This is a genomic window from Sphingobium sp. BYY-5, from assembly GCF_022758885.1.
Lineage (GTDB): Bacteria > Pseudomonadota > Alphaproteobacteria > Sphingomonadales > Sphingomonadaceae > Sphingobium.
Genome location: NZ_JALEBH010000001.1, coordinates 412,461 through 433,686 on the forward strand (window position 1 = coordinate 412,461; position 21,226 = coordinate 433,686).

20 protein-coding genes are annotated in these 21,226 nt (G+C 64.5%); 11 read left to right on the forward strand and 9 right to left on the reverse strand.

Annotated features, from left to right (window positions below; translation table 11 throughout):
- Positions 1–48: 48 nt before the first annotated feature.
- From recN to ligA, 3 genes are all read left to right on the forward strand, one after another.
- Complete coding sequence (gene recN, locus MOK15_RS02085) at positions 49–1,713, forward strand: DNA repair protein RecN (protein ID WP_242930081.1); 1,665 nt, start codon at positions 49–51, stop codon at positions 1,711–1,713.
- Positions 1,714–1,842: 129 nt separating this feature from the next.
- Positions 1,843–2,211, forward strand: coding sequence for a putative quinol monooxygenase (locus MOK15_RS02090; RefSeq protein WP_242930082.1), 369 nt, complete (start codon positions 1,843–1,845; stop codon positions 2,209–2,211).
- Positions 2,212–2,314: 103 nt separating this feature from the next.
- Complete coding sequence (gene ligA / locus MOK15_RS02095) at positions 2,315–4,432, forward strand: NAD-dependent DNA ligase LigA (RefSeq protein ID WP_242930083.1); 2,118 nt, start codon at positions 2,315–2,317, stop codon at positions 4,430–4,432.
- A 114-nt stretch (positions 4,433–4,546) separates the two neighbouring features.
- Here the strand turns inward: ligA and MOK15_RS02100 are convergent, their stop codons facing one another.
- From MOK15_RS02100 to cobA, 5 genes are all read right to left on the reverse strand, one after another.
- Positions 4,547–5,338 carry a phosphoadenylyl-sulfate reductase gene (locus MOK15_RS02100; RefSeq protein WP_242930084.1) on the reverse strand — a complete coding sequence of 264 codons (792 nt, stop codon included), beginning with the start codon at positions 5,336–5,338 and terminating at the stop codon, positions 4,547–4,549.
- Entirely contained in the window at positions 5,331–5,771 is a 441-nt protein-coding gene (locus tag MOK15_RS02105; protein ID WP_242930085.1) for a DUF934 domain-containing protein, read from the reverse strand. The genes MOK15_RS02100 and MOK15_RS02105 overlap by 8 nt, the downstream gene beginning before the upstream one ends.
- Before the next feature lie 141 nt (positions 5,772–5,912).
- A complete protein-coding gene (locus MOK15_RS02110; protein ID WP_242930086.1) occupies positions 5,913–7,544 on the reverse strand; it encodes a nitrite/sulfite reductase in 1,632 nt (543 codons plus the stop codon).
- A 1-nt stretch (position 7,545) separates the two neighbouring features.
- Positions 7,546–7,842 (reverse strand): DUF2849 domain-containing protein, encoded by a 297-nt coding sequence (locus MOK15_RS02115; protein WP_242930087.1) that lies wholly within the window; start codon positions 7,840–7,842, stop codon positions 7,546–7,548.
- Entirely contained in the window at positions 7,839–8,654 is an 816-nt protein-coding gene (gene cobA / locus MOK15_RS02120; RefSeq protein ID WP_242930088.1) for a uroporphyrinogen-III C-methyltransferase, read from the reverse strand. Before cobA ends, MOK15_RS02115 begins: the two co-directional genes overlap by 4 nt.
- Positions 8,655–8,981: 327 nt before the next feature.
- Between cobA and MOK15_RS02125 the strand changes: the two genes are divergently transcribed.
- A complete protein-coding gene (locus MOK15_RS02125; RefSeq protein WP_242930089.1) occupies positions 8,982–9,755 on the forward strand; it encodes a hypothetical protein in 774 nt (257 codons plus the stop codon).
- A gap of 134 nt (positions 9,756–9,889) precedes the next feature.
- Here the strand turns inward: MOK15_RS02125 and astD (MOK15_RS02130) are convergent, their stop codons facing one another.
- Positions 9,890–11,320, reverse strand: coding sequence for a succinylglutamate-semialdehyde dehydrogenase (gene astD, locus MOK15_RS02130; RefSeq protein ID WP_242930090.1), 1,431 nt, complete (start codon positions 11,318–11,320; stop codon positions 9,890–9,892).
- A 65-nt stretch (positions 11,321–11,385) separates the two neighbouring features.
- Positions 11,386–12,783, reverse strand: a complete 1,398-nt coding sequence (locus MOK15_RS02135) for a protein adenylyltransferase SelO family protein (protein WP_242930091.1) — start codon at positions 12,781–12,783, stop codon at positions 11,386–11,388.
- 37 nt (positions 12,784–12,820) lie between these two features.
- Here MOK15_RS02135 and MOK15_RS02140 point away from each other — a divergent pair, with 37 nt between their 5' ends.
- The 7 genes from MOK15_RS02140 to MOK15_RS02170 all read left to right on the forward strand — a co-directional run bounded on the left by MOK15_RS02140 (position 12,821) and on the right by MOK15_RS02170 (position 18,735).
- Positions 12,821–13,690 carry an alpha/beta hydrolase gene (locus tag MOK15_RS02140; protein WP_242930092.1) on the forward strand — a complete coding sequence of 290 codons (870 nt, stop codon included), beginning with the start codon at positions 12,821–12,823 and terminating at the stop codon, positions 13,688–13,690.
- Entirely contained in the window at positions 13,683–14,816 is a 1,134-nt protein-coding gene (locus MOK15_RS02145; RefSeq protein ID WP_242930093.1) for a glycosyltransferase family 4 protein, read from the forward strand. The genes MOK15_RS02140 and MOK15_RS02145 overlap by 8 nt, the downstream gene beginning before the upstream one ends.
- Before the next feature lie 92 nt (positions 14,817–14,908).
- Complete coding sequence (locus MOK15_RS02150; protein ID WP_242932603.1) at positions 14,909–16,312, forward strand: nitronate monooxygenase; 1,404 nt, start codon at positions 14,909–14,911, stop codon at positions 16,310–16,312.
- The gene (locus MOK15_RS02155) at positions 16,312–16,527 is read left to right on the forward strand and encodes a DUF2093 domain-containing protein (protein WP_242930094.1); all 216 of its coding nucleotides are present in this window, start codon (positions 16,312–16,314) and stop codon (positions 16,525–16,527) included. Before MOK15_RS02150 ends, MOK15_RS02155 begins: the two co-directional genes overlap by 1 nt.
- Before the next feature lie 383 nt (positions 16,528–16,910).
- A complete protein-coding gene (locus tag MOK15_RS02160; RefSeq protein ID WP_242930095.1) occupies positions 16,911–17,291 on the forward strand; it encodes a VOC family protein in 381 nt (126 codons plus the stop codon).
- Positions 17,292–17,387: 96 nt separating this feature from the next.
- Positions 17,388–18,334 (forward strand): IS630 family transposase gene (locus tag MOK15_RS02165; protein ID WP_242929986.1). Its coding sequence is split into 2 segments (ribosomal slippage): positions 17,388–17,724 and positions 17,724–18,334, totalling 948 coding nucleotides; the frame shifts between segments, so codons are not numbered across the junction.
- 245 nt (positions 18,335–18,579) lie between these two features.
- Positions 18,580–18,735, forward strand: a complete 156-nt coding sequence (locus MOK15_RS02170) for a hypothetical protein (protein WP_242930096.1) — start codon at positions 18,580–18,582, stop codon at positions 18,733–18,735.
- 24 nt (positions 18,736–18,759) lie between these two features.
- Here the strand turns inward: MOK15_RS02170 and astD (MOK15_RS02175) are convergent, their stop codons facing one another.
- Both astD (MOK15_RS02175) and MOK15_RS02180 read right to left on the reverse strand, forming a co-directional pair.
- On the reverse strand, positions 18,760–20,163 hold the full coding sequence (gene astD / locus MOK15_RS02175) for a succinylglutamate-semialdehyde dehydrogenase (protein ID WP_242932604.1): 1,404 nt from the start codon (positions 20,161–20,163) through the stop codon (positions 18,760–18,762).
- 2 nt (positions 20,164–20,165) lie between these two features.
- Positions 20,166–21,194: a DUF1338 domain-containing protein gene (locus MOK15_RS02180; protein WP_242930097.1), complete on the reverse strand. Its 1,029-nt coding sequence runs from the start codon at positions 21,192–21,194 to the stop codon at positions 20,166–20,168.
- Positions 21,195–21,226: the final 32 nt, after the last annotated feature.

Sequence of the window (21,226 nt, forward strand, 5' to 3'; positions counted from 1 at the left end):
AGCGGCAACCTTGTTCCTCTTTTGTGCATTGACGGGTAGAAGCGCGTCATGCTGACCTCCCTCGCCATCCGCAATGTCGTGCTGATCGAGGCGCTGGACCTGGAGTTCGGCGCGGGTCTTTCCGTGCTGACGGGGGAAACGGGGGCGGGCAAGTCGATCCTGCTCGATTCGCTGGGGCTGGCGCTGGGCGCGCGCGCCGACAGCGGCCTCGTCCGCAATGGGGAGGCGCAGGCCAGCGTCGTCGCGACCTTCGATCCGCCCGTTGTCGATCATCGCGCCACTGCGTTGCTGGCGGAAAACGGCATCGACCTGGAGCCGGGCGAACCTTTGCTCATCCGCCGCCTGGTGAAGGCCGACGGTGGCAGCCGCGCCTTCATCAATGACCAGCCCTGTTCGGCAGCGCTGCTGCGCGACCTGGGTGGATCGCTGGTGGAGATTCACGGCCAGCATGACGATCGCGGCCTGCTCAACCCGCGTGGCCATCGTGCGCTGCTCGACAGCTATGGCCGCTGCGAGGCTGAAGCGGTCATGTCCGCACACGCCGCCTGGCGCGCGGCCGCCGCCGCGTTGGCGCAGGCGCGAGCCATCGTGGAAAATGCCGCGCGCGATCGTGATTATCTGACCCATGCGGTCGAGGAACTCCGCAAATTCGCGCCCGAACCCGGCGAGGAAGTGACGCTCGCCGAAGAACGCGCGACCATGCAGAAGGGCGCGCGCCTGACCGATGACCTTTCCGCCATCAGCGACTGCCTGACCGGATCGGATGGCGGCCTTGCCCAGTTGCGCCAGGCCGCGCGCCGGCTGGACCGTATCGCCGGCGAGGAGCCGTTGCTGACCGCCGTGCTCGAAGCGCTCGACCGCGCCGTGGTGGAGGCGGGGGAGGCGGAGGATCGCCTGGCCGAGGCGGCCGAGGCGCTGAGCTTCGATCCCGCCCGCCTCGATTCGATCGAAACCCGCCTGTTCGACCTGCGCGGCCTTGCCCGCAAGCATCAGGTGCAACCCGACGACCTTGCCGCCCTGCGCGACGAAATGGCCGCGAAGCTGGCGGCGATCGAGGGCGGGGAGGAGCATATCGCGACGCTGGAGGCCGATGTCGCGGGCAAGGCCGCAGCTTATCGCGCCGCCGCCCAGTCTCTGTCGGCCGAACGGCAATTGGCCGCCGGTCGCCTCGACGCCGCCGTCGCGGGGGAATTGGCGCCCCTGAAGCTCGACGCGGCCCGCTTTCGCACCGTGGTCGCCCCGCTGGACGAGGGGCAATGGAGCGGGCAGGGCATGGACCGGGTCGAGTTTGAAATCTCGACCAACCCCGGCGCGCCCTTCGCGCCGCTGGCCAAGATCGCGTCGGGTGGCGAACTTTCCCGCTTCATCCTCGCGCTCAAGGTCGCGCTGGCCGAACGGGGCGGGGCGGATACGCTGATCTTCGACGAAATCGACCGGGGCGTGGGCGGCGCGGTCGCCTCCGCCATCGGCGAACGGCTGGCACGCCTGGCGCAGACCAACCAGATCCTCGTCGTCACCCACAGCCCGCAAGTCGCGGCGCGGGGAGCAGGCCATATGCTGATCGCCAAGTCGAGCGACGGCACCGTCACCCGCACCGGCGTCCACGCGCTGGACGACAGCGACCGCCGCGAGGAAATCGCGCGGATGCTGTCGGGCGCGGAGATCACGGCCGAAGCGCGCGCGCAGGCGGAACGGTTGCTGGAACGGGTCTGATCTTCTCTTTCTGGTGAAACAGCTGCACTCTCCACCCGTTCGCACTGAGCTTGTCGAAGGGCTGTATTTTTTGAAAAAAGGACTGGGCTTCGACAGGCTCAGCCCGAACGGAGGGAAGGGAGTTCCGCCATGACCCATAACCGTAGAGACATGCTCAGCTTCACCGTTGCCGCCATGGCAGCAACCACCATTCCCGCCGCCGCGCAGGAGGCCAAGCCCAAATTCGGACTGATCGGCCAGATGCTCAGTGCCCCCGGCAAGCGCGACGAACTGGTCGGCTATCTGAAAGAAGCCACCGGCGCGATGCCCGGCTGCCTCTCCTATGTCGTGGCGCTCGACACCGCCAACCCGGAAGCGATCTGGATCACCGAAGTCTGGGACAGCCGAGAAAGCCATGCCGCGTCGCTCAAACTCTCCGCCGTCCGCGCTGCCATCGCCAAGGCGCGGCCTATCATCGCGGGCTTCCCACAACATTTCGAGACGGTGCCGGTGATGTGATAGCAACGTGCTCCTGCGAAAGCAGGAGCCCAGGATGCACGTCAATCCGTTCGACCCTAGGCTCCTGCTTTCGCAGGAGCACGACAGAGGTTAAGGCATCCTCATGACCGACCCCACCACTCTCACAGAAGCCGAAGCCGCCAACCGCCTGATGCGCCTTGCCAAGGAAGTGGCGCGGCACAACAGGCTCTATCATGACCAGGATGCGCCGGAGATCAGCGACGCGGACTATGACGCGCTGATCCGCGAGAATAACGTGCTCGAAGCCGCTTTTCCGCACCTGATTCGCGCCGATTCGCCCAATGCCCTGGTTGGCGCGGCGGCCACCTCCACGTTGAAGAAGGTGCCGCACGCCGTCCGCATGATGAGCCTCGACAACGGTTTTGCCGATGAGGATATCGCCGAGTTCCTGGCCCGCGTCCGCCGCTTCCTGGCGCTGCCTGAAACCGAACCGCTGGCGCTCACCGCCGAGCCGAAGATTGACGGCCTGTCCTGCTCGCTCCGTTATGAAAAAGGCGAACTGGTGCTGGCCGCGACCCGCGGCGACGGCGCGACGGGGGAGGATGTCACCGCCAATGTCCGCACGATTCCCGACATTCCCCAGCGCCTGGCCGGCCCCAATATCCCCGACCTGTTCGAGGTGCGCGGTGAGGTCTATATGGCCAAGGGTGATTTTGTGGCGCTCAACGCCCGCCTCCTCGCCGAAGCCGATGATCCCGAAAAGGCGCGCCAGTTCGCCAATCCGCGCAATGCCGCCGCCGGTTCGCTGCGCCAGAAGGACGCCGCCGTCACCGCCAGCCGTCCGCTGCGCTTCCTCGCCCATGGCTGGGGCGCGCACAGCGCCTTGCCCGCCGACACGCAACTGGGCGTCATGCAGGCGATCGCAAGCTGGGGCCTGCCAGTGTCGGACATGCTCGCCTGCGTCGACAGCCTCGAAGCCCTGATCGCCCATTATCGCGGTATTGAAGCCGCGCGCGCCGACCTGCTTTTCGACATTGATGGCGTGGTCTACAAGGTCGACCGGCTCGACTGGCAGCAGCGTCTGGGCTTCGTGGCGAAGGCGCCGCGCTGGGCGATCGCCCATAAATTCCCCGCCGAACGCGCGCAGACCACGCTTGAGGCTATCGACATCCAGGTCGGCCGCACCGGCAAGCTTACCCCGGTCGGCCGCCTGACCCCCGTCACTGTGGGCGGCGTGGTCGTTTCCAATGTGACACTCCACAATGCCGACGAAGTCGAACGCCTCGGCGTCCGCCCTGGCGACCGCGTCGTCGTCCAGCGCGCGGGCGACGTCATCCCGCAGGTGGTCGAAAATCTCACCCGCGAGGAGGCGCGCGCGCCTTTCCTCTTCCCAACCTATTGTCCCGTCTGCCAGTCCGAAGCGGTGCGCGAGGAGGGCGAGGTCGATTTTCGCTGCACCGGCGGCCTCATCTGCCCGGCCCAGCGCTTCGAACGCCTCCGCCATTTCGTCAGCCGCGTCGCGCTCGACATCGAGGGGCTGGGGGAGAAGTCCATAGAAGAATTTATCGAACTGGGCTGGATCAAGGAGCCTGCCGATATCTTTCGCCTCAGGAAACATGGTTCTGACCTGCTGGGCCGTGAAGGGTGGAAGGAGAAATCGGTCGACAATCTGCTCGCCGCGATCGAAGCCAAGCGCCAGCCCGACGCCGCGCGCCTGCTATTTGGCCTCGGCATCCGCCATGTCGGCGCGGTGACGGCGCGCGATCTGCTCAGGCGCTACACCACGCTGCCCGGCGTCCGCGCGCTGGCGCAGGAGATTATCGCTTTGCGCGACGCCGCCGATCCTGCCGAAACGCAGGCCAAGCGGGACAAGGCGATTGCCGAGCATATCGGGGTCGAGAATGTCGGCGCCGCCGTCGGCCACGCACTGGCGGACTTTTTCCACGAACCGCATAATGTGGAGGCGTGGGACGATCTTCTGTCGGAGGTTTCGCCGCCCGACTATGTGGTGGCAATCACCGTCAGCGCGGTGACGGGCAAGACCGTTGTCTTCACCGGCAAGCTTGAAACCATGAGCCGTGACGAAGCCAAGGCGCAGGCCGAACGGCTGGGCGCGAAGGCGGCGGGATCGGTCAGCGCCAAGACCGACCTGGTGGTGGCGGGACCGGGCGCGGGCACTAAGCTCAAGCAGGCAACGGCGCTGGGGATCGAAGTCATAACTGAAGAGGTATGGGCCGAGATCGTGAAGGCGGCGGGTTGAACATGCGCCGTCACCCCGGCGGAAGCCGGGGTCCAGGGTTTGACGGGCTGAGCATAAAACTTTGGATTCCGGCATTCGCCGGAATGACGGGAAAGAGGGGCTGGGGTGCTTTCCTCAAAACACCGGCATATTCGCCGGGTCTTCCGGGTCGGCGACCGGCGCGGGGATCGGCGTCACGGGCGAATGGATGCCGCATTCCACCTTGTCCCAACCGCGCCAGCGGCCCGCGCGCGGGTCTTCGCCCGGCATGACCTTGGAGGTGCAGGGTTCGCAGCCGATCGACAGATAGCCCTGCGCCTCCAGCGGATGGCGGGGCAGGTTTTCCCGGTCGAAATAGGCTTCCAGATCCGTCTTGGTCCAGTCGCCCAGCGGGTTGAGTTTCAACCGGCCATCCTCCACCTCGAACCGGGGCAGGTTCTGGCGCGTCACCGACTGGAACGCCTTGCGCCCCGAAATCCAGGCGTCCAGTCCATCCTTGGCGCGCTTCATCGGTTCGACCTTGCGGATTTCGCAGCAGCCGTCCGGGTCGTAGGACCAGCGCAGGCCGGTCTCGTCCTTCTTCGCGATCACATCGGCGATCGGCGTGACGGTGCGGCTGTCGGTGAACCCCATCCGCGTGATGAGCGTGTCGCGATAATGCAGCGTCTCGGCAAACATCTTGAGCGTATCGACGAAGATCACCGGCACGGTCCGGTCCGCCTTGGCCACCAGATCGAGCAGCACCGCGCTTTCCGTGCCGAAGGAGGAGACGACGGCGACATTGCCGGCGAGGCCTTCTGCAAACACGGTCTTGAGCATGGTCAGCGTATCGACGCCCTCGAACCGCGCGTTGAGCGCGTCGGCCTGCGCCTGGGTAAAGGTGGGTCGGGCGTCGATCAGGTCGATCTGGCGGGCAGGTTCAGCCATCTATTTTCTCCGGGTGCCGTTTCGCCCAGACGGGCTGGCGGCCGTCGATCGTCTTCTGATAGACGTCGGCATAACGGGTGAGCGCGCGTTCCACGGCGGCGTCATCCAGCGGCTTGGCGGGATGGAAGCTGTCGAAGCCGCAGCGGCGCATGGCGCTCAACTGGTCCACCAGCACGTCGCCCACGGCGCGCAATTCGCCCTGATAGCCCGATTCTCGTAGGATGCGCGCGGCCGAATAACCGCGCCCGTCGCCATAAGCGGGGAAGTTCACCTCCACCAGCGACAGGCGATCGAGATGCGGCAGCAATTCGCGCGCATCCTCGCCCGGCTCGATGCGGACGGCGGTGGCGTTGGACTGGCCGGTGAAGGATTCAACCGTCACGGCCGGCTCCTGCGCGGCTTCACCATCGCGGAAGGAGAGAAATTCAACCATGATTAAAACCCTCCCATCCAAACACCATCGTCATCCCCGCGAAGGCGGGGATCCATCTCCTGGCTTTGCGCCAGTCGATGCCGTGGGAGATGGGTTTCCGCCTTCGTGGAAACGACAAAGATTTTTTTGCGAGACGACAACTCAACCATAGATCGCCTCCTTGAAGGGCTTCATGCCGATGCGGCGATAGGTGTCGAGGAAGCGTTCGCCGCTTTCCCGCTGGGCGAGGTAAATGTCTGTGACCTTCTCGATCGCGTCGACCACGCCGTCCTCGGAAAAGCCTGGGCCGGTGATCTGGCCCAGCGAAGCATCCTCCGCGCCCGATCCGCCGAGCAGGAGCTGGAAATTCTCCACACCCTTCCGGTCCACGCCAAGGATGCCGATATGCCCGGCATGGTGATGGCCGCAGGCATTGATGCAGCCGCTGATCTTGAGCTTCAATTCGCCCAGTTCCGCCTGCCGCTCCGTATCGGCGAAGCGCTGCGCGATCTTCTGCGCCAGCGGGATCGAGCGCGCATTGGCGAGCGCGCAATAGTCCAGGCCGGGGCAGGCGATGATATCGGTGATGAGGTCGAGGTTCGCCTCGGCCAGCCCCGCCTCGTCCAGCTTCTGCCAGATGGCGTGGAGGTCGGCTTTCCTGACATGCGGCAGGACCAGATTCTGCGCATGGGTGACACGCAGTTCGTCGAACGAATAGGTTTCGGCCAGGTCCGCGACCAGGTCGATCTGCTCCGCCGAAGCGTCGCCCGGAATGCCGGTCAAAGGCTTGAGGCTGATATTGACGATCGCATAGCCCGGCTGCTTGTGCGCCGCGACCTGCCGGTCGACCCACAGGGCAAAGGCCGGATCGCTGCGGTCGATATCGTCCGACAGGCCGTCCTCATAGGCGGGATTGGCGAAGAAGGCGCGGATGCGGTCCAGTTCCTCGGTCGGCGGATTGAGGCCGAGGTCGCGCATATGGGCGAACTCCTCCTCGACCTGGCGCTTATATTCCTCGACACCGATCTCGTGGACCAGGATCTTGATCCGCGCCTTATACTTGTTGTCACGGCGGCCGTGGCGGTTGTAGACGCGCAGGCACGCCTCCAGATAGGAGACGATCTCCTCCTCCGGCACGAAATCCTTGATCTGCGGCGCGACCATCGGGGTGCGCCCCATGCCGCCACCGGCATAGACTTCCGCGCCGATGACACCGTCCCGCTCGACCAGCTTCAAGCCGATATCGTGCAGCCGCATCGCTGCGCGATCATCCTCGGTCGCGATCACGCAAATCTTGAACTTGCGCGGCAGATAGGTGAATTCGGGGTGGAAACTCGACCATTGGCGCAGCAATTCGGCCCAGGGGCGGGGGTCCGCCACCTCGTCCGCCGAAACGCCCGCATATTGGTCGGACGAGATATTGCGGATGCAATTGCCGCTGGTCTGGATGGCGTGCATCTCCACGCTCGCCAGTTCGGCGAGGATGTCGGGCGCGTCGGCCAGCTTGATCCAGTTATATTGCAGGTTCTGGCGCGTGGTGAAGTGGCCATAGCCCTTGTCATATTTCGCCGCGATCTCGCCCAGCTTGCGCATCTGCCTGCCGGACAGCGTGCCATAGGGGATGGCGACACGCAGCATATAGGCGTGAAGCTGAAGATAGAGGCCGTTCATCAGCCGCAGCGGCTTGAACTGGTCCTCGGTCAACGCGCCGGTCAGGCGGCGCTGCACCTGGTCGCGAAACTCCTCGACACGGGCGTCGACGATGGACTGGTCATATTGGTCGTAGCGATACATGTCAGATCACCCACTTGCCGATATCGGCCTCGGCGGTTTCGGGGATAAGGTCGGGGCGCACCGTCGGTCCCAGCGCGCGGATGCGGTCCTTGATATGCGCCGGGCGCACGCCTTCGTCCGTGACGGTCGCGTCGATCACATAGGCGCCCACGACCCGCAGCGCGGCTTCCTCGGTCCGCGCCAGGTCATCGCCCTTGTCGCCGACATCGACGGACTCGGCCACCTGCCGCGACCAGCCATCGCCAGCCCACCAGATGACGTCGCCCGATGCCAGATCATTCCCCGTCAGAATTTTCATTCTACCCTTTTCCCGTTCGGCCCGTTTGTTGTCAGGCCTTCCATAGTCGTTGCCGTGTCCCGATAGGCGAGGAGCACATCGTCCGCCAGCGCGTGGCCCGCCACCTCGCCCACCACGATCAGCGCCGGGCTGACTACCTTTTCCCGCTCCACCATGTCGCCCAGATCGGCGAGCAGGGTGCGCAGCGTCCGCATATCGGCGCGCGTGCCATTTTCCAGCACTGCGACCGGAATGGCGGGCGAAACGCCGTCGGCGATCAGCTTGTCGGCTATGTCGGCGGCGGTCGCGACGCCCATATAGATAACGAGCGTGCGCCCCTTGCCCGCCAGCCCCGACCAGTCCTGGTCGGTCAGGCCCTTGCACTGGCCCGCGACGAAGCTGACCGCGCTCGACGCCGCGCGATGGGTGAGGGGGAGCTGCGCCTGCGCCGCGCTGCCGATCGCCGCGCTGATGCCCGGCACCACCTCCACCGGCACGCCCGCTGTGCGACAGGCATCGACTTCCTCGCCGCCCCGGCCGAAGATGAACGGATCGCCGCCCTTCAACCGCACGACGCTGCGTCCCTGGCGGGCCAGATCGACCAGCAGCGCGTTGATCGCCTCCTGCGGCATGGAATGGCGGCTGCGCTGCTTGGCGACGGAAATCAGCTCGGCGTCGGGCGAGGCCAGCGCCAATATCGCGTCCGACACCAGCCCGTCATGCACGATCACCCCCGCCGCGCGGATCAACCGCGCGGCCTTGATCGTCAGCAGGTCCGGATCGCCCGGTCCCGCGCCGACCAGGTGGACGATAGCAGGTGCGTTGTCAGCCATGGTCGCCCACATGGCGAATGCGACGCATGAGTTCAATTCAGAATGGGTATGGCATGGATTAGGAAATGTTTTTGCGTGGGGGGGGAATGGGGAGCCGAGGCATCGCTCCCCGAACTCCGTCATCCCCGCGGAGGCAGGGATCCATCTCTCCAGCCTGGCGCTGGATGCATGGTCAGGAGATGGGTTCCCGCCTTCGCGGGAATGACGAAGTTGGGTGGGGAGGGGAATGGCGGCTTTCGGGAAGGCATCGGCCGATAGCGGTCATTTCGTCATGTCGGAAAAGTGATACCCCCGACCGGCGCTTGTTATGGCGGGCGGAGTAAGCTAATGCCTTGCGGCGACCAGATAGATAACGAGCGTGATATGTGGTCTTCATTCAAAGCATTAGCCGCCCGGATCGGCTTGTCGGCGGAAAAAATTGCTGCTGTCGAGCAGGAGGGTGGGACTTCGCTAGTCCAACACCCGCTCGATGAGGGCGTAGAGTTTGTCGTTCGCCCCGATCCGGACTGGACGCAGCGATTGCGCGAGGCGTGGCAAGGAAATCTCGTTAATAGCCGCCGCGAAACAGCCGGAACTTTTCAAATAATCGATGGCCTGTTGGAAATTAGCGACGTCGCTTCACCGGACAAGAGCATCACCATGCCGGTTGTTCCCGGAGAGTATGAGGTGTCCCTGACGATCGCCCATCTGGGATCGGAGCAGACCTACGACTACGAGGAGCACATCTCCCACGCGGTTGCGCTCCTGAAAGGGAATAGACATGTGGCAGCGATTGAGCCGCTTACCGATGAAGACGGCGTGGAACTTTGCGTGAATGCATATGCTGTGGGATTTGGAACCGATGGAGTTATTCGGGAGGCTTGTGGAGATCATGCGGGCCGTTGGGCCTTAAAGCTCGGCAACATGTTCTTCCCAGAATCTCCAAGTGCCGCAAATCGTAGGGATTGGATCACAATCAAGAATGATAATGGGCAGGGCGCAGTTGTTGCTTTTCATGCGGGTCATGGCAAAGACGATTATCCGGTTTTTCGGCTTTCGGACGCCAATGGGCAGACCATCGGTGTGCTAGCTGACTTTTTCGTTGATAATCGACCTTGGTAAACCGCGCGAAGCGTAGATCGTTAGCCCAGATACCGACAAACAGTGTTTTCTGTCAGCGTCCGCTCCTGAACATCACGCATTCCCGAATGAATGGCTGCCATTGCTCGCAAACTGTCCGCTAACAGATAACCCTCTCAATCCCCCATCGCGCTGACGTCGATCTCCCGGAGACCCACGCCCAGCGATGCGCGGGGTGTCTCGATCTCGGCCGATACCACCGGATAGGCGCAATAGTCGGCGGCATAATAGGCGCCCGGCCGGTGATTGCCCGATATGCCCACCCCGCCGAACGGCGCGGAGGAGGAAGCGCCGTTGGTTGGTCGGTTCCAGTTGACCACGCCGGCACGGACGTTGGACCAGAATTGGCTATATTGTTCGGGCGACCCGCCGATCAGCGAAGCGGACAGGCCATAGCGGCTGTTGTTGGCCTCCGCGATCGCAGCATCGAACTCGGCCACGCGCACCACCTGCAACAACGGCCCGAACAGCTCGACATCGGGCCGTTCCTTCATCGCCGTCACATCGATGATCGCGGGCGTCAGGAAGGGCAGGCCCTTCATCGGCCGCACCATATGCTTGATCGGCCGGCCGCCATGGCTCATCAGCCAGAGGAAGCTTTCGGTCAGGCCGTCCGCCGCCTGATTATCGATCACCGGCCCCATATAGGGCGGGGGGTCGGCATGAGGATGATCGACGATCAGCCGATCGGCCAGTTTCTTGATTTCCGCGATCAGCCGGTCGGCCAGGCTTTCCTTGACGATGAGGCGGCTGGCGGCGGTGCAGCGCTGGCCGCTGCTCAGGAAGGCGGACTGGACGACGATCGCCGCCGCAGCGTGGATTTCTGGCGTGTCCCACACGACGATGGGATTGTTGCCGCCCATTTCCAGCGCCAGGATTTTCGAAGGCTGGGCCGCGAACTGGCGATTGATCGCGATGCCCGTCTGCGCCGATCCGGTGAAGAGGATGCCGCCGACGTCCGGATGGGCAGCCAGCGCCTTGCCCGCCTCCGCATCGCCGATCAACAGCCGCACCGCATCTGTCGGCACGCCCGCCTCATGATAGAGCTTCACCAGCATCTCACCCACCGCGGGCGTCTTTTCCGACGGCTTGAATATTACGGCATTGCCCGCCAGCAGCGCCGGGATGATATGGCCGTTGGGCAGGTGCGCGGGGAAATTATAGGGGCCAAGCACCGCCATGACGCCATGGGGCTTGTGCCGCACCGACTGGCGCGCGCCTAGATTGGCCTCCAGCCGCCTTTGCCCGGTGCGTTCGGAATAAGCGGCGACGCTGACGTCCACCTTGCCCATGACGGCGGCGACTTCGGCGCGGGCGTCCCATAGCGGCTTGCCGGTTTCGCGCGCGATCAGGTCGGCCAGCGCCTCCTCATGCCGCCGCACGACATTGACGAAACGGCGCAACGTTTCGATGCGATAGGCGATGGGTTGCGCGGCCCATCTGGGCCAGGCGGCACGGGCGCGGGCGACCTCCGTATCGACGTTCCCCGGTTCGCCCTGCCAGAGCAGCACGCCGGTGGCAGGTTCATAAGATGCAAGCGCGACCATTTGGGGAGCGGTATGACGGATATTGGTTAAGGAAAGGCAAGGGACGTTGTAGCTCTTCTATAGTTTTAGGGCGTTTTCGGCGCGTCCCCATGCGCCGCCCCCATCCGCCGGATCGCCGCCACCTTTGCGTGCAGCGGACCCCAGTCATCGGCCGTGTCGATCGCGCTCCAGATCGCCTCTACCTCCTCTATGTGCATGGAGCAGGGCGCTGCGTCAGCCCAATAGGCGTGGTCCTTCGCTCCTGCCACAGCGGCAAAATTCGTGATCGCCTCGCGGAACGGCGCCCAGGCGGCGTCGCCGTAAGCCGCCCCGTCGCGCACCGCACCCCCACGCCAGTCGTGGAAAAATCGGTCGATCCCCGTGCCTGTCGTCACAAGTCCGCGCACCGCCGCCTCGATCATCGCGCCGGTGTCTCCGCCCGGCACGACTCCCAGCCGCCAGCAGAAGCGCCGCTGCATCGCTTCCCCGTACAGCGCCGGAAATCGCTCCAACTGTTCGATCAGCGGCGGCGCCTCCACCAGCGCGCGCAGCGACACTGCCAGTTGCGCCACGTCCCAATGGATCGCCTCCGCCTGCCGCCCGAAGGCGTAAAGGCCGGCATGATCGAAATAGGCGGCGGTGAAGCCCGCGTCCCAAAAGGGCGTGAAGCGCCACGGCCCATAGTCGAAACTCTCGCCCGTCACGTTGATATTGTCGCTGTTGAGCACGCCATGCACGAAGCCCGCGACCATATAGCTGGCCGCCAGATCGGCGGTGCGCTCCACTACTCGGCCCAGCAGTTGCGCGGGCGGATTGTCGCCCGGTGCTTCGCCATAGAGGCGCGTCAGCGTATAGTCGGTCAGCCGTTCCAGCAGCGCCTTGTCGTCATGGAAGGCCGCCCGCTGGAACGAGCCGATGCGGATATGCGAATGGCTCAAACGCACCATCGCCGCTCCGCGCGTGGGCGACGGCTCGTCATTCCTCTCCAGCGCCTCGCCGGTCTCGATGATGGAGAATGTCTTGGACGTGTTCACGCCCAACGCCTCCAGCATCTCGGTCGCCAATATTTCCCGCACCCCGCCTTTCAGCGTCAGTCGTCCGTCGCCGAAGCGGCTATAGGGCGTCTGGCCCGATCCCTTGGTGCCCAGGTCCAGCAACCGTCCCGCATTGTCCCGCAATTGCGCGAACAGGAAACCGCGCCCGTCGCCGATGTCGGGATTATAATGGCGGAACTGATGGCCGTGATAGCGCAGCGCCAGCGGCTGGGGCAGGCTGCCCTCCAGCGGCGTAAAGCGTCCGAAATGCGCGATCCATTGCTCGTCGCTCAGCCCCTCCAGCCCGACGGATGCCGCGGCCCGGTTGTTGCGATAGCGCAGGATCGCCTGCGGAAAGTCCGCCGCCGCGACCGGATCGGCGATATCCGGCATCAGCGCGTCGATTTCGGTGGCGGGACGATATTTGGCGGCTTGCGGCGTCTGGTTCATAAGGCGATATGGGGGAACGTCACCCGAAGGATCAAGCTTGAGCGGCTATAAGGACGGATATTGGTGGTCACCCGACGGGCTGCGGCTCCATTATCGGGATTATGACGGGGGCGACGATGGCCGTCCCCCCTTGCTCTGCCTGCCGGGGCTGACCCGCAACGCCCGCGACTTCGAACCGCTGGCGGGGCGGCTGGCGGGGGAATGGCGGCTCATCTGCCCGGACATGCGCGGCCGCGCCGAAAGCGCCTATGCCAAGGATGCGATGACCTATGTCCCGCTGACCTATTTGCAGGATATCAGCCGCCTGCTCGCCGATCTCGCCATCACCCGCTTCGTCGCGATCGGCACTTCGCTGGGCGGCATCATCACCATGCTGATCGCCGCAACCCAGCGCGAATGGCTGGCGGGCGCGCTGCTCAACGATGTCGGCCCGGCGCTGGACGATGCCGGGCTGGCGCGCATCCGATCCTATGTCGGCGTGGGCCAGTCGCATCCGACCTGGGTCCATGCCGCCCGCGCCCTGGCGGAGGGCAATGCGGACGTCTATCCCGGCTATGACCTGGAACAATGGATCGCCATGGCCAAGCGCCTCTACCGGCTCAACAGCGGCGGGCGCGTCGTGCTCGACTATGACATGAAGATCGCCGAACCGATCCGCGCCATGGGTAGCGAGGCGGGCGTCGATATGTGGCCGGTGATGCAGGCGTTTCGCGGCATCCCGACCTTGCTGCTGCGTGGCGAGCGGTCCGACCTGCTCAGCGCCGCCAGCGCCGATCGCATGGTGCGCGACATGGGGAAGGGCGCGGAGCTGGCGACCATCCCCCATGTCGGCCACGCCCCCGCACTGGATGAACCGGAAAGCGTGGCCGCCGTCGACCGGCTGCTGTCCCGCGTCCTGCATGGCTGAACCGCCCCATATTCTCCATATCCATGGCAGCTTCGACCTGGGCGGCAAGGAAGCACGTGCCGTGCGCCTGATGAACATCTGGGGTGACAGGGCGCGGCACAGCATCGTCAGCGCTGCGCCGGACGCTCTGGGCGCGCGTGCGGCGATCGAACCGCATGTAAGGGTGGACTTTCCCGGCGCGCCGCCGATGGCGGGTCGTCCGGGCTATGCGCGCTTTCGAAATATATCTAACTATCTGAAAAAATTCGATTTAATACTGACATATAATTGGGGCGGGATGGACGCCGTCATGGCGCATAACCTGTACGCTTCGCTGTCGGGAAAGATGCCGCCGCTGATCCACCATGAGGATGGCTTCAACGCCGACGAAGCGAACGGCCTCAACCCCCGGCGCAACCTCTACCGCCGCCTGGCGCTGCGCCACGCTCATGCGCTGGTCGTGCCCTCGATCCGGCTGGAAGGGGTCGCGCGCCAGACCTGGAAACAGCCGGCGCGCAAGGTGCATCTGATCCGCAACGGCATCGACATCGCCCGCTATGCCGCGCCGCCTGCGCCCGACGCCATCCCTGGCCTCCAGCGCACGCCGGGCAAGCTGCTTGTCGGTACGCTTGCGGGCCTGCGCCCGGTCAAGAACATCCCGCGCCTGGTCCGGGCCGTTGCCGCACACAGGGATCGCCTGCAACTGGTGGTGGTGGGTGAGGGGCCGGAGCGTGATGCTATCCTGGCCGAGGCCGCCGCCCATGGCCTTGACGATCTTCACATGGCGGGCTTCATGGACCGGCCGTGGCGTTTCGTCGGCCTGTTCGATATCTTCGCTTTGTCCTCCGACAGCGAGCAATTCCCCATCTCCCTGGTGGAGGCGATGGCGGCGGGAGTTCCGTCTGTTTCCATGGATGTGGGCGATGTCGCCCATATGGTCGCGCCGGAAAACCGGCCCTTCATCGTCCCGGATGAAAAAGGGCTGGCCGACGCGCTGGGCACGCTGGGCGCCAGCGCCGATTTGCGGGGGCGACTGGGCGCCGCCAACCGCCTCCGCGCCGTCCGCGACTATGCCGAAGAAACCATGGTTGGCGCTTATGCGTCATTATATGGTGAAGCTCTGGCCAGCCCCCTGATTTTGCGCTAGGGCGCGCGGAAATTCGTTATAGACAGCAATTGCTGCTATAGGGTTGCATTTACCCGGTCGCGGGGGCCGGGCCGTTTTCGCGGGAGATGTCGTTGTTCAAGGGGTTGAAGCCCATCGTCTATGGTGGCCGTGAAGTCTGGCCGCTGGTCGAAGGCGGCAAGGGCGTTGCCGTGTCCAACCATGCCAGTTCCGGCGCGTGGGCGGCTGCCGGGGGCATCGGCACGGTATCGGCGGTCAACGCCGACAGCTATGACAGTTTCGGCAACATCATCCCCCAAATCTATCATGGCCGCACCCGCCGCGACCGGCATGAAGAACTGATCGCCTACGCCGTCGATGGCGCGGTGGAGCAGGTGAAGCGCGCGTTCGAGATTGCCGGCGGCAAGGGCGCGATCAACATCAACGTCCTGTGGGAAATGGGCGGCGCGCAGCGTGTCCTCCACGGCGTCCTGGAAAAAACCAGGGGCATGGTGGCTGGTGTCACCTGCGGCGCGGGTATGCCCTATAAGCTGTCCGAGATCGCAGCGTCCTACAATGTCAGCTATCTCCCCATCGTCTCCTCCGGCCGCGCCTTTCGCGCGCTGTGGAAGCGCGCTTATTCCAAGGCGTCGGAATGGCTGGCGGCGGTCGTCTATGAAGATCCCTGGCTCGCGGGCGGCCATAACGGCTTGTCCAACGCCGAAGACCCACGCCAGCCGCAAGACCCCTATCCTCGTGTGCGCGATCTGCGCGCGACCATGCGCGAAGGCGGCATTTCGGACGACGTGCCGATCGTGATGGCGGGCGGCGTCTGGCATCTCAAGGACTGGAACGACTGGATCGACAATCCGGAACTGGGCGTCATCGCCTTCCAGTTCGGCACCCGTCCGCTGCTGACGCAGGAAAGCCCGATCCCGCAGCTCTGGAAGGAGCGGCTGATGCAGCTCGAACCGGGCGACGTGCTGCTGCACCGTTTCTCGCCGACCGGTTTCTACAGCTCCGCGATCCGCAATCCCTTCCTGCGCCAGCTTGAATCGCGTTCGGAACGCCAGATTCCTTTCAGCACCGAACAGGCCGGCGATCATACGCACCAGCTCGATGTCGGCGTGAAGGGCAAGAATTTCTGGGTGACGCTGGGCGACTTGCAGCGCGCCCGCGAATGGGTGGGGCAGGGCTTCACCTCCGCGCTCAAGACGCCGGACAACACGATCGTCTTCGTGACCGAGGAAGAGAAGGCCGAAGTCCGCAAGGACCAGACCGACTGCATGGGCTGCCTCAGCCAGTGCGCCTTCTCAAGCTGGATGGACAGCGAGACCAACTCGACCGGCCGCCTGGCCGATCCGCGCAGCTTCTGCATCCAGAAGTCGTTGCAGGAGGCCGTCCATGGCGGCGATCTCGACAAGAATCTGCTCTTCGCGGGGCATGGCGCCTATAAGTTCAAGCAGGATCCCTTCTATTCCAACGGGTTCGTGCCGACCGTGAAGCAGTTGGTCGACCGCATCCTGACCGGCAACTGATGGCGGCGGATATTCAGGGCCTGGCGGTGCTCCGTTATGAGACGCCGCATTTCGATATCGTGCGGCCGGGGCAGTTCGTGCTCTGCGCCGTGTCCGGTGAGCGAATCGATCTGGACGACCTCAAATATTGGAGTGCCGAGTTCCAGGAGGCCTATCGCGGCGCGGAAGAGGCGACTCGCGCCTTTCTGCGGCATCGCGGCAGCGATATCGGTTGACGGCGACTGGCCGGACGGAACGCCAATCGCTCTATGGCGTTGAGTTTGGCCCTTATAATTTCAAGATCGACCCATTTCCTTTCAGCGTCATTCGCGGGCGCCTTGTCGCAACTTTGCTGTTCCGCCGAGGCAAAAACTGATGTAATCTGTCCACCAAGGCGACAAAGATCGCTTTAGGGTGGAAGGATGTTACTGATGTCTCGTATCGACATTTTTGGTGATCGTATCTGCATCGTGTCGAGCCTGCTGATCGTCGGCTGGTTCCTCTACAGCGTGATGGCCTGACGGTCCTTTAGGACTGTCGACTGGCTTCAACGTCGCGCTGTGCTGCCGCCTTCCGTGCGGTCGCGCTTCCAATATCTATCCGTCCTGGGGAAAGAAATATGTTCAGCCATGTCATGGTTGGAACCAATGACATTGAAGCGTCCAAGGCATTTTACGACGCTCTATTCGTAACGCTGGGCAGCAAGCCGTCGATGACGGACGACAAGGGCCGCCTGATTTACATGCGTAATGGCGCCCTGTTCATGGTGACGCTGCCGATCGATGGCGCACCGGCCTGCCACGCCAATGGCGGCACGATCGGTTTTACCATGGCGTCAGCCGAGCAGGTCGACGCCTGGCATGAAGCGGGCCTGGCCACCGGTGGAACGACATGCGAAGAACCGCCGGGTGTACGGGACAACGGCTTTGGCCAGCTCTACCTCGCCTATATGCGTGATCCGGCCGGCAACAAGCTATGCGGCGTGCATCGGCCCGGCTGATCTAGAGCGGTTTCCGCACGAACTGAATCGGCAGGGGTTCCCTTTGCTGCGCTGATGTGATTCACGCTGTCTGCTGGTGGCAGGAGGCCAGCATGGATGGCACGAACGCTTTCACAGGACCTGCGGGACAGGGTCATTGCTGCGATTGATGGGGGTTTGAGTTGTCGGGGTGCGGCTGACCGGTTTGGTGTCAGCGCATCGAGCGCGATCCGCTGGCGGCAACGCGCGCTGGAACATGGTGAGGCTGTCGCCAAGCCACGTGGCGGAGACCGGCATTCGAGCAGGATCGAGGCGCATGGCGGCTTCATCCGTGAACTACTTGCCGAACAGGGCGACATGACCCTTGTCGAAGTTCAGGCTCGGTTGATCGAGCGGGGCGCCCCGGTCGGGATCGGCACGCTGCATCGCTTTTTCGTGCGCCACGGCATCACGCGGAAAAAAAGACCGGGCACGCGATCGAGCAAGACCGTCCCGACGTCCTGAAGCAGCGTCGCCACTGGTTCGACGGTCAGCTCGATCTGGAACCAGAGCGCCTGGTCTTCATCGACGAGACCTGGACGGCGACCAACATGACCCGCAGCCATGGCCGCTGCGCCAAAGGCGAGCGTCTGCGGATGGGCTTCCCGCACGGCCATCGCAAGACGACCACGCTGGTGGCCGGCCTGCGCATGACCGGCATGATTGCGCCGATGGTGCTCGACGGCCCGATCAACGGCGACTGGTTCGAAGCGTACGTAGCTCAAGTGCTCGTGCCGGAACTGCGACCGGGCGACATCGTAATCATGGACAATCTGTCGAGCCACAAGCGCACGTCGGTCCAGGTGCTCATCGAGGCCGCAGGTGCAGCCCTGCGCTTCCTTCCACCCTACAGCCCGGACTTCAACCCAATCGAGAAGGCGTTCTCCCGGCTCAAGGCAATGCTGCGCAAAGCAGGCGAGCGAACCGTTAGCGGACTTTGGGGCCTGATCGGAAAGCTCGTCGATATCTTCCAGCCCGACGAATGCGCCAATTACTTCAAATCGTGCGGATATGAGCCTGAATGAGTGGAAACCGCTCTAAAAGCCGGTTCAGGAACGCATCTTTTCAAACGGGCTTCCCAAGTCGGGCTGGCAATGCCCCAAGCAAAGCTATTTCGATTTTCTCAACCAAATCGCTAGATAGAGTGGCGAGCGCAACGCTCCGCGGCTTTTGAAGGATGTCAGCTTGCTCCGCGTCATCAACGGCTAAAGCGCACGGTTCCGAAGCGACCACGCCAGGTTTCGTGTTCCCTTGCTTTGAGGAGAAGACGATGACCCGCACCACCATTCGGTCCCGCCGGCAGCGCCGCGCCCAGCCGACCCAGAATATCTACCTGCCCCATTCATCCTGGACCCGTGTCGAGCCCGTCCCGGCGGCCAACGCCACGATTGCGCCCGACGATTTCTGGTTGCGGCTGGGGCTGTAGCGCCGGAGATGACCTCCTCCGGCTCTACCGGGCCAACCCTGTAACCGGCACCGCCGTCACCCCGTCCGCCTCGAAACTGGCGATGGGATAGGCGCAATAATCGGCGGCATAATAGGCGCTGGGCCGGTGATTGCCCGATGCGCCCAGGCCGCCGAAGGGCATGTTGCCCGCTGCGCCCGTGGTCGGCCGGTTGCGGTTGACCACGCCCGCGCGGCTTTCCTCCACGACACGCTGCCAGAGCGCTTCATCTTGCGAGATGAGACCAGCGGACAGGCCGAAGGCGGTGGCGTTGGCGGTCGCGATCGCCGCGTCGAAATCCGGCACCCGGATCACGGTCAGGACCGGCGCGAAAATCTCCGCGTCGGGCGCGTCGACGCCGGTCAGGTCGAGCAGGGCGGGGATGACGAAGGCGGCGCTGCGGTCCGCCACGCCATCAAAGGGGTGGATGACGCGCGCACCCCGCGCGATCAGGTCGCTGACGGCGCGGTGCGCGGCGGCGGCGGCCTGATCGGAGATGAGCGGTCCCATGAAAGCCTCGCCCGGCTCGTTCCAGGCGGCGATGGCAAGCTGTGCGGCCATGGCGGCGGTCGCCTCTATGATGGCGTCGCCGGTCGCGCCTTCGGGCAGGATCAGGCGTCGGGCGCAGGAGCATCGCTGGCCGGTGGTGATGAAGGCGGAGTTGACGATGATCGAGGCGGCGGCTTCGGGCGAGTCCCAGGCGATCAGTGGATTATTGCCGCCCAACTCCAGCGCCATGACGACATGCGGCCGGTCGACCAGCGCCCGTCGCAGCGCCGCGCCTGCGCCCGCCGATCCGGTGAAGAGCAGCCCGTCAATATCGCCCGCGACCAGCGCCTCGCCGGTCGATCGGCCGCCCTGCACCATGCTCAGCAATCCATCGGGCAGGCCTGCGGCTTCCCAGGCGTCGGCCATGGCCGCGCCGGTGGCGGGGGTGATTTCCGATGGTTTGAACACCACCGCATTGCCCGCAATTAGGGCCGGGACGATATGGCCGTTGGGCAGATGGCCGGGGAAATTATAGGGGCCGAGCACCGCCATCACGCCATGACCGCGATGGCGCAGCACCGCGCGGCCGAAGGGCATGTCGGCGCTTCGCTCGCCGGTGCGTTCGGCATGGGCCTTGATCGACACGTCGACCTTGGCGATCATCGATCCGACTTCGGCGTCGCTTTCCCATAATAGCTTGCCCGTCTCGCGCGAGATGAGTTCGGCCAGCGCGGCGCGCCGTTCGCCCAATATGGCGGCATAGCGCCGGGCGACGGCGATGCGGTCATCCACTGGCAGCGCGCGCCAGCCGGGCAGGGCGGCACGAGCGGTGGCGATGGCGCGGCGGCAATCGTCCGCGCTCGCGACCGGCCCTTCCCAGACCAGTCCGCGTGACGCCGGATCGAAGGACTGGAGCATCATACTCACCGGGCCGCGCTTTCGTGTGCGCTGGTCATGGCGAAGATGCCGGTGGCGTTGCCAGTGTCGAAGGCGAGGTCGAGCCTGCCCGTTTCCGGGTCGATATCGCGGCTGATAAATTCGTAGAAGGAACCGGGCACCCGGCGCAACTCGCCGTCGGCGAACAGCCGTTCCACGCTGTCGGCGCGGAAGGCGGTCTGGCGCACTCGGCCGCTGGCGGAGATTTCCAGGCGTTCCTTCATCGGCCGGTCCTCGGCCTTGAGGCGATCGGCGAGCGCGGCGACATCCGCCACCCGGTCGGTCGCATGGTTGAACCCATTGCCCTCGGTTGCGATCCAGGCGGCTTCGTTGGAGCGGGAAAGGAGCAGTTGATAATCGGCGAAGCCAGGCGGTTCATGCTGCCGGTCGAAGGCAGAGAGAAGGACCGGCAGAACGGCAATCGCGTCAGCGACCCGGACAGCTTCCCCAGCGGAAAAAAGCGTGAGAACGGCCCTGGCCCGATCATCCAGCGGATCGCGGCTGGTGCCGAAGACGCGCCCGGCCGCTGCGGCAAATTCCGGGTCGAAACGGTCGACATGAAGTTCGGACAGGAAGAATTGCGGGATCGTTTCGGGATAGTCGATATGGCGATAGGCGCGGCCGGTCATCTTGAGGCGGTCGAGCGGATAGACGGCCGCCATTTCATAGCCCAGCGGCAGGAAGATACGGGTGAAGGCGTCCTCGCCGCCGGGCAGGGCGCCGGTTGGCCCGTCGGGAAAGCGGATCGACCGGAGCGCACCATGGTCGAACACCACTTTGCCGTCGCGGGCCAGCGTGTCGGCGACATAGGCCGCCCCGCTCGGCACCCGGCGCAGCAGGTCGTGGAACAAGGTGACGTTCAATGCCATGGCAAAGGCGGCGCGGGACACGGTGTCGCCACGCTCGGCCAGCAGCGCGGGGTCGATCGCCAGCATGTCCAGCGTCTGCCGGGTGGCTTCCTCGCCCAGGGTCGCGACGACCAGTGTCTCGATGCTGCCCATATTCTCATTCGACATATAATGCTCCGGGATGACAGCGCCTTTATCGC

Coding starts and splice junctions, on each gene's coding strand:
- recN (WP_242930081.1), top strand. CDS start 49: ATGCTGACCTCCCTCGCCATCCGCAATGTCGTGCTGATCGAGGCGCTG.
- MOK15_RS02090 (WP_242930082.1), top strand. CDS start 1,843: ATGACCCATAACCGTAGAGACATGCTCAGCTTCACCGTTGCCGCCATG.
- ligA (WP_242930083.1), top strand. CDS start 2,315: ATGACCGACCCCACCACTCTCACAGAAGCCGAAGCCGCCAACCGCCTG.
- MOK15_RS02100 (WP_242930084.1), bottom strand. CDS start 5,338: ATGGCTGAACCTGCCCGCCAGATCGACCTGATCGACGCCCGACCCACC.
- MOK15_RS02105 (WP_242930085.1), bottom strand. CDS start 5,771: ATGGTTGAATTTCTCTCCTTCCGCGATGGTGAAGCCGCGCAGGAGCCG.
- MOK15_RS02110 (WP_242930086.1), bottom strand. CDS start 7,544: ATGTATCGCTACGACCAATATGACCAGTCCATCGTCGACGCCCGTGTC.
- MOK15_RS02115 (WP_242930087.1), bottom strand. CDS start 7,842: ATGAAAATTCTGACGGGGAATGATCTGGCATCGGGCGACGTCATCTGG.
- cobA (WP_242930088.1), bottom strand. CDS start 8,654: ATGGCTGACAACGCACCTGCTATCGTCCACCTGGTCGGCGCGGGACCG.
- MOK15_RS02125 (WP_242930089.1), top strand. CDS start 8,982: ATGCCTTGCGGCGACCAGATAGATAACGAGCGTGATATGTGGTCTTCA.
- astD (WP_242930090.1), bottom strand. CDS start 11,320: ATGGTCGCGCTTGCATCTTATGAACCTGCCACCGGCGTGCTGCTCTGG.
- MOK15_RS02135 (WP_242930091.1), bottom strand. CDS start 12,783: ATGAACCAGACGCCGCAAGCCGCCAAATATCGTCCCGCCACCGAAATC.
- MOK15_RS02145 (WP_242930093.1), top strand. CDS start 13,683: ATGGCTGAACCGCCCCATATTCTCCATATCCATGGCAGCTTCGACCTG.
- MOK15_RS02155 (WP_242930094.1), top strand. CDS start 16,312: ATGGCGGCGGATATTCAGGGCCTGGCGGTGCTCCGTTATGAGACGCCG.
- MOK15_RS02160 (WP_242930095.1), top strand. CDS start 16,911: ATGTTCAGCCATGTCATGGTTGGAACCAATGACATTGAAGCGTCCAAG.
- MOK15_RS02170 (WP_242930096.1), top strand. CDS start 18,580: ATGACCCGCACCACCATTCGGTCCCGCCGGCAGCGCCGCGCCCAGCCG.
- astD (WP_242932604.1), bottom strand. CDS start 20,163: ATGATGCTCCAGTCCTTCGATCCGGCGTCACGCGGACTGGTCTGGGAA.
- MOK15_RS02180 (WP_242930097.1), bottom strand. CDS start 21,194: ATGTCGAATGAGAATATGGGCAGCATCGAGACACTGGTCGTCGCGACC.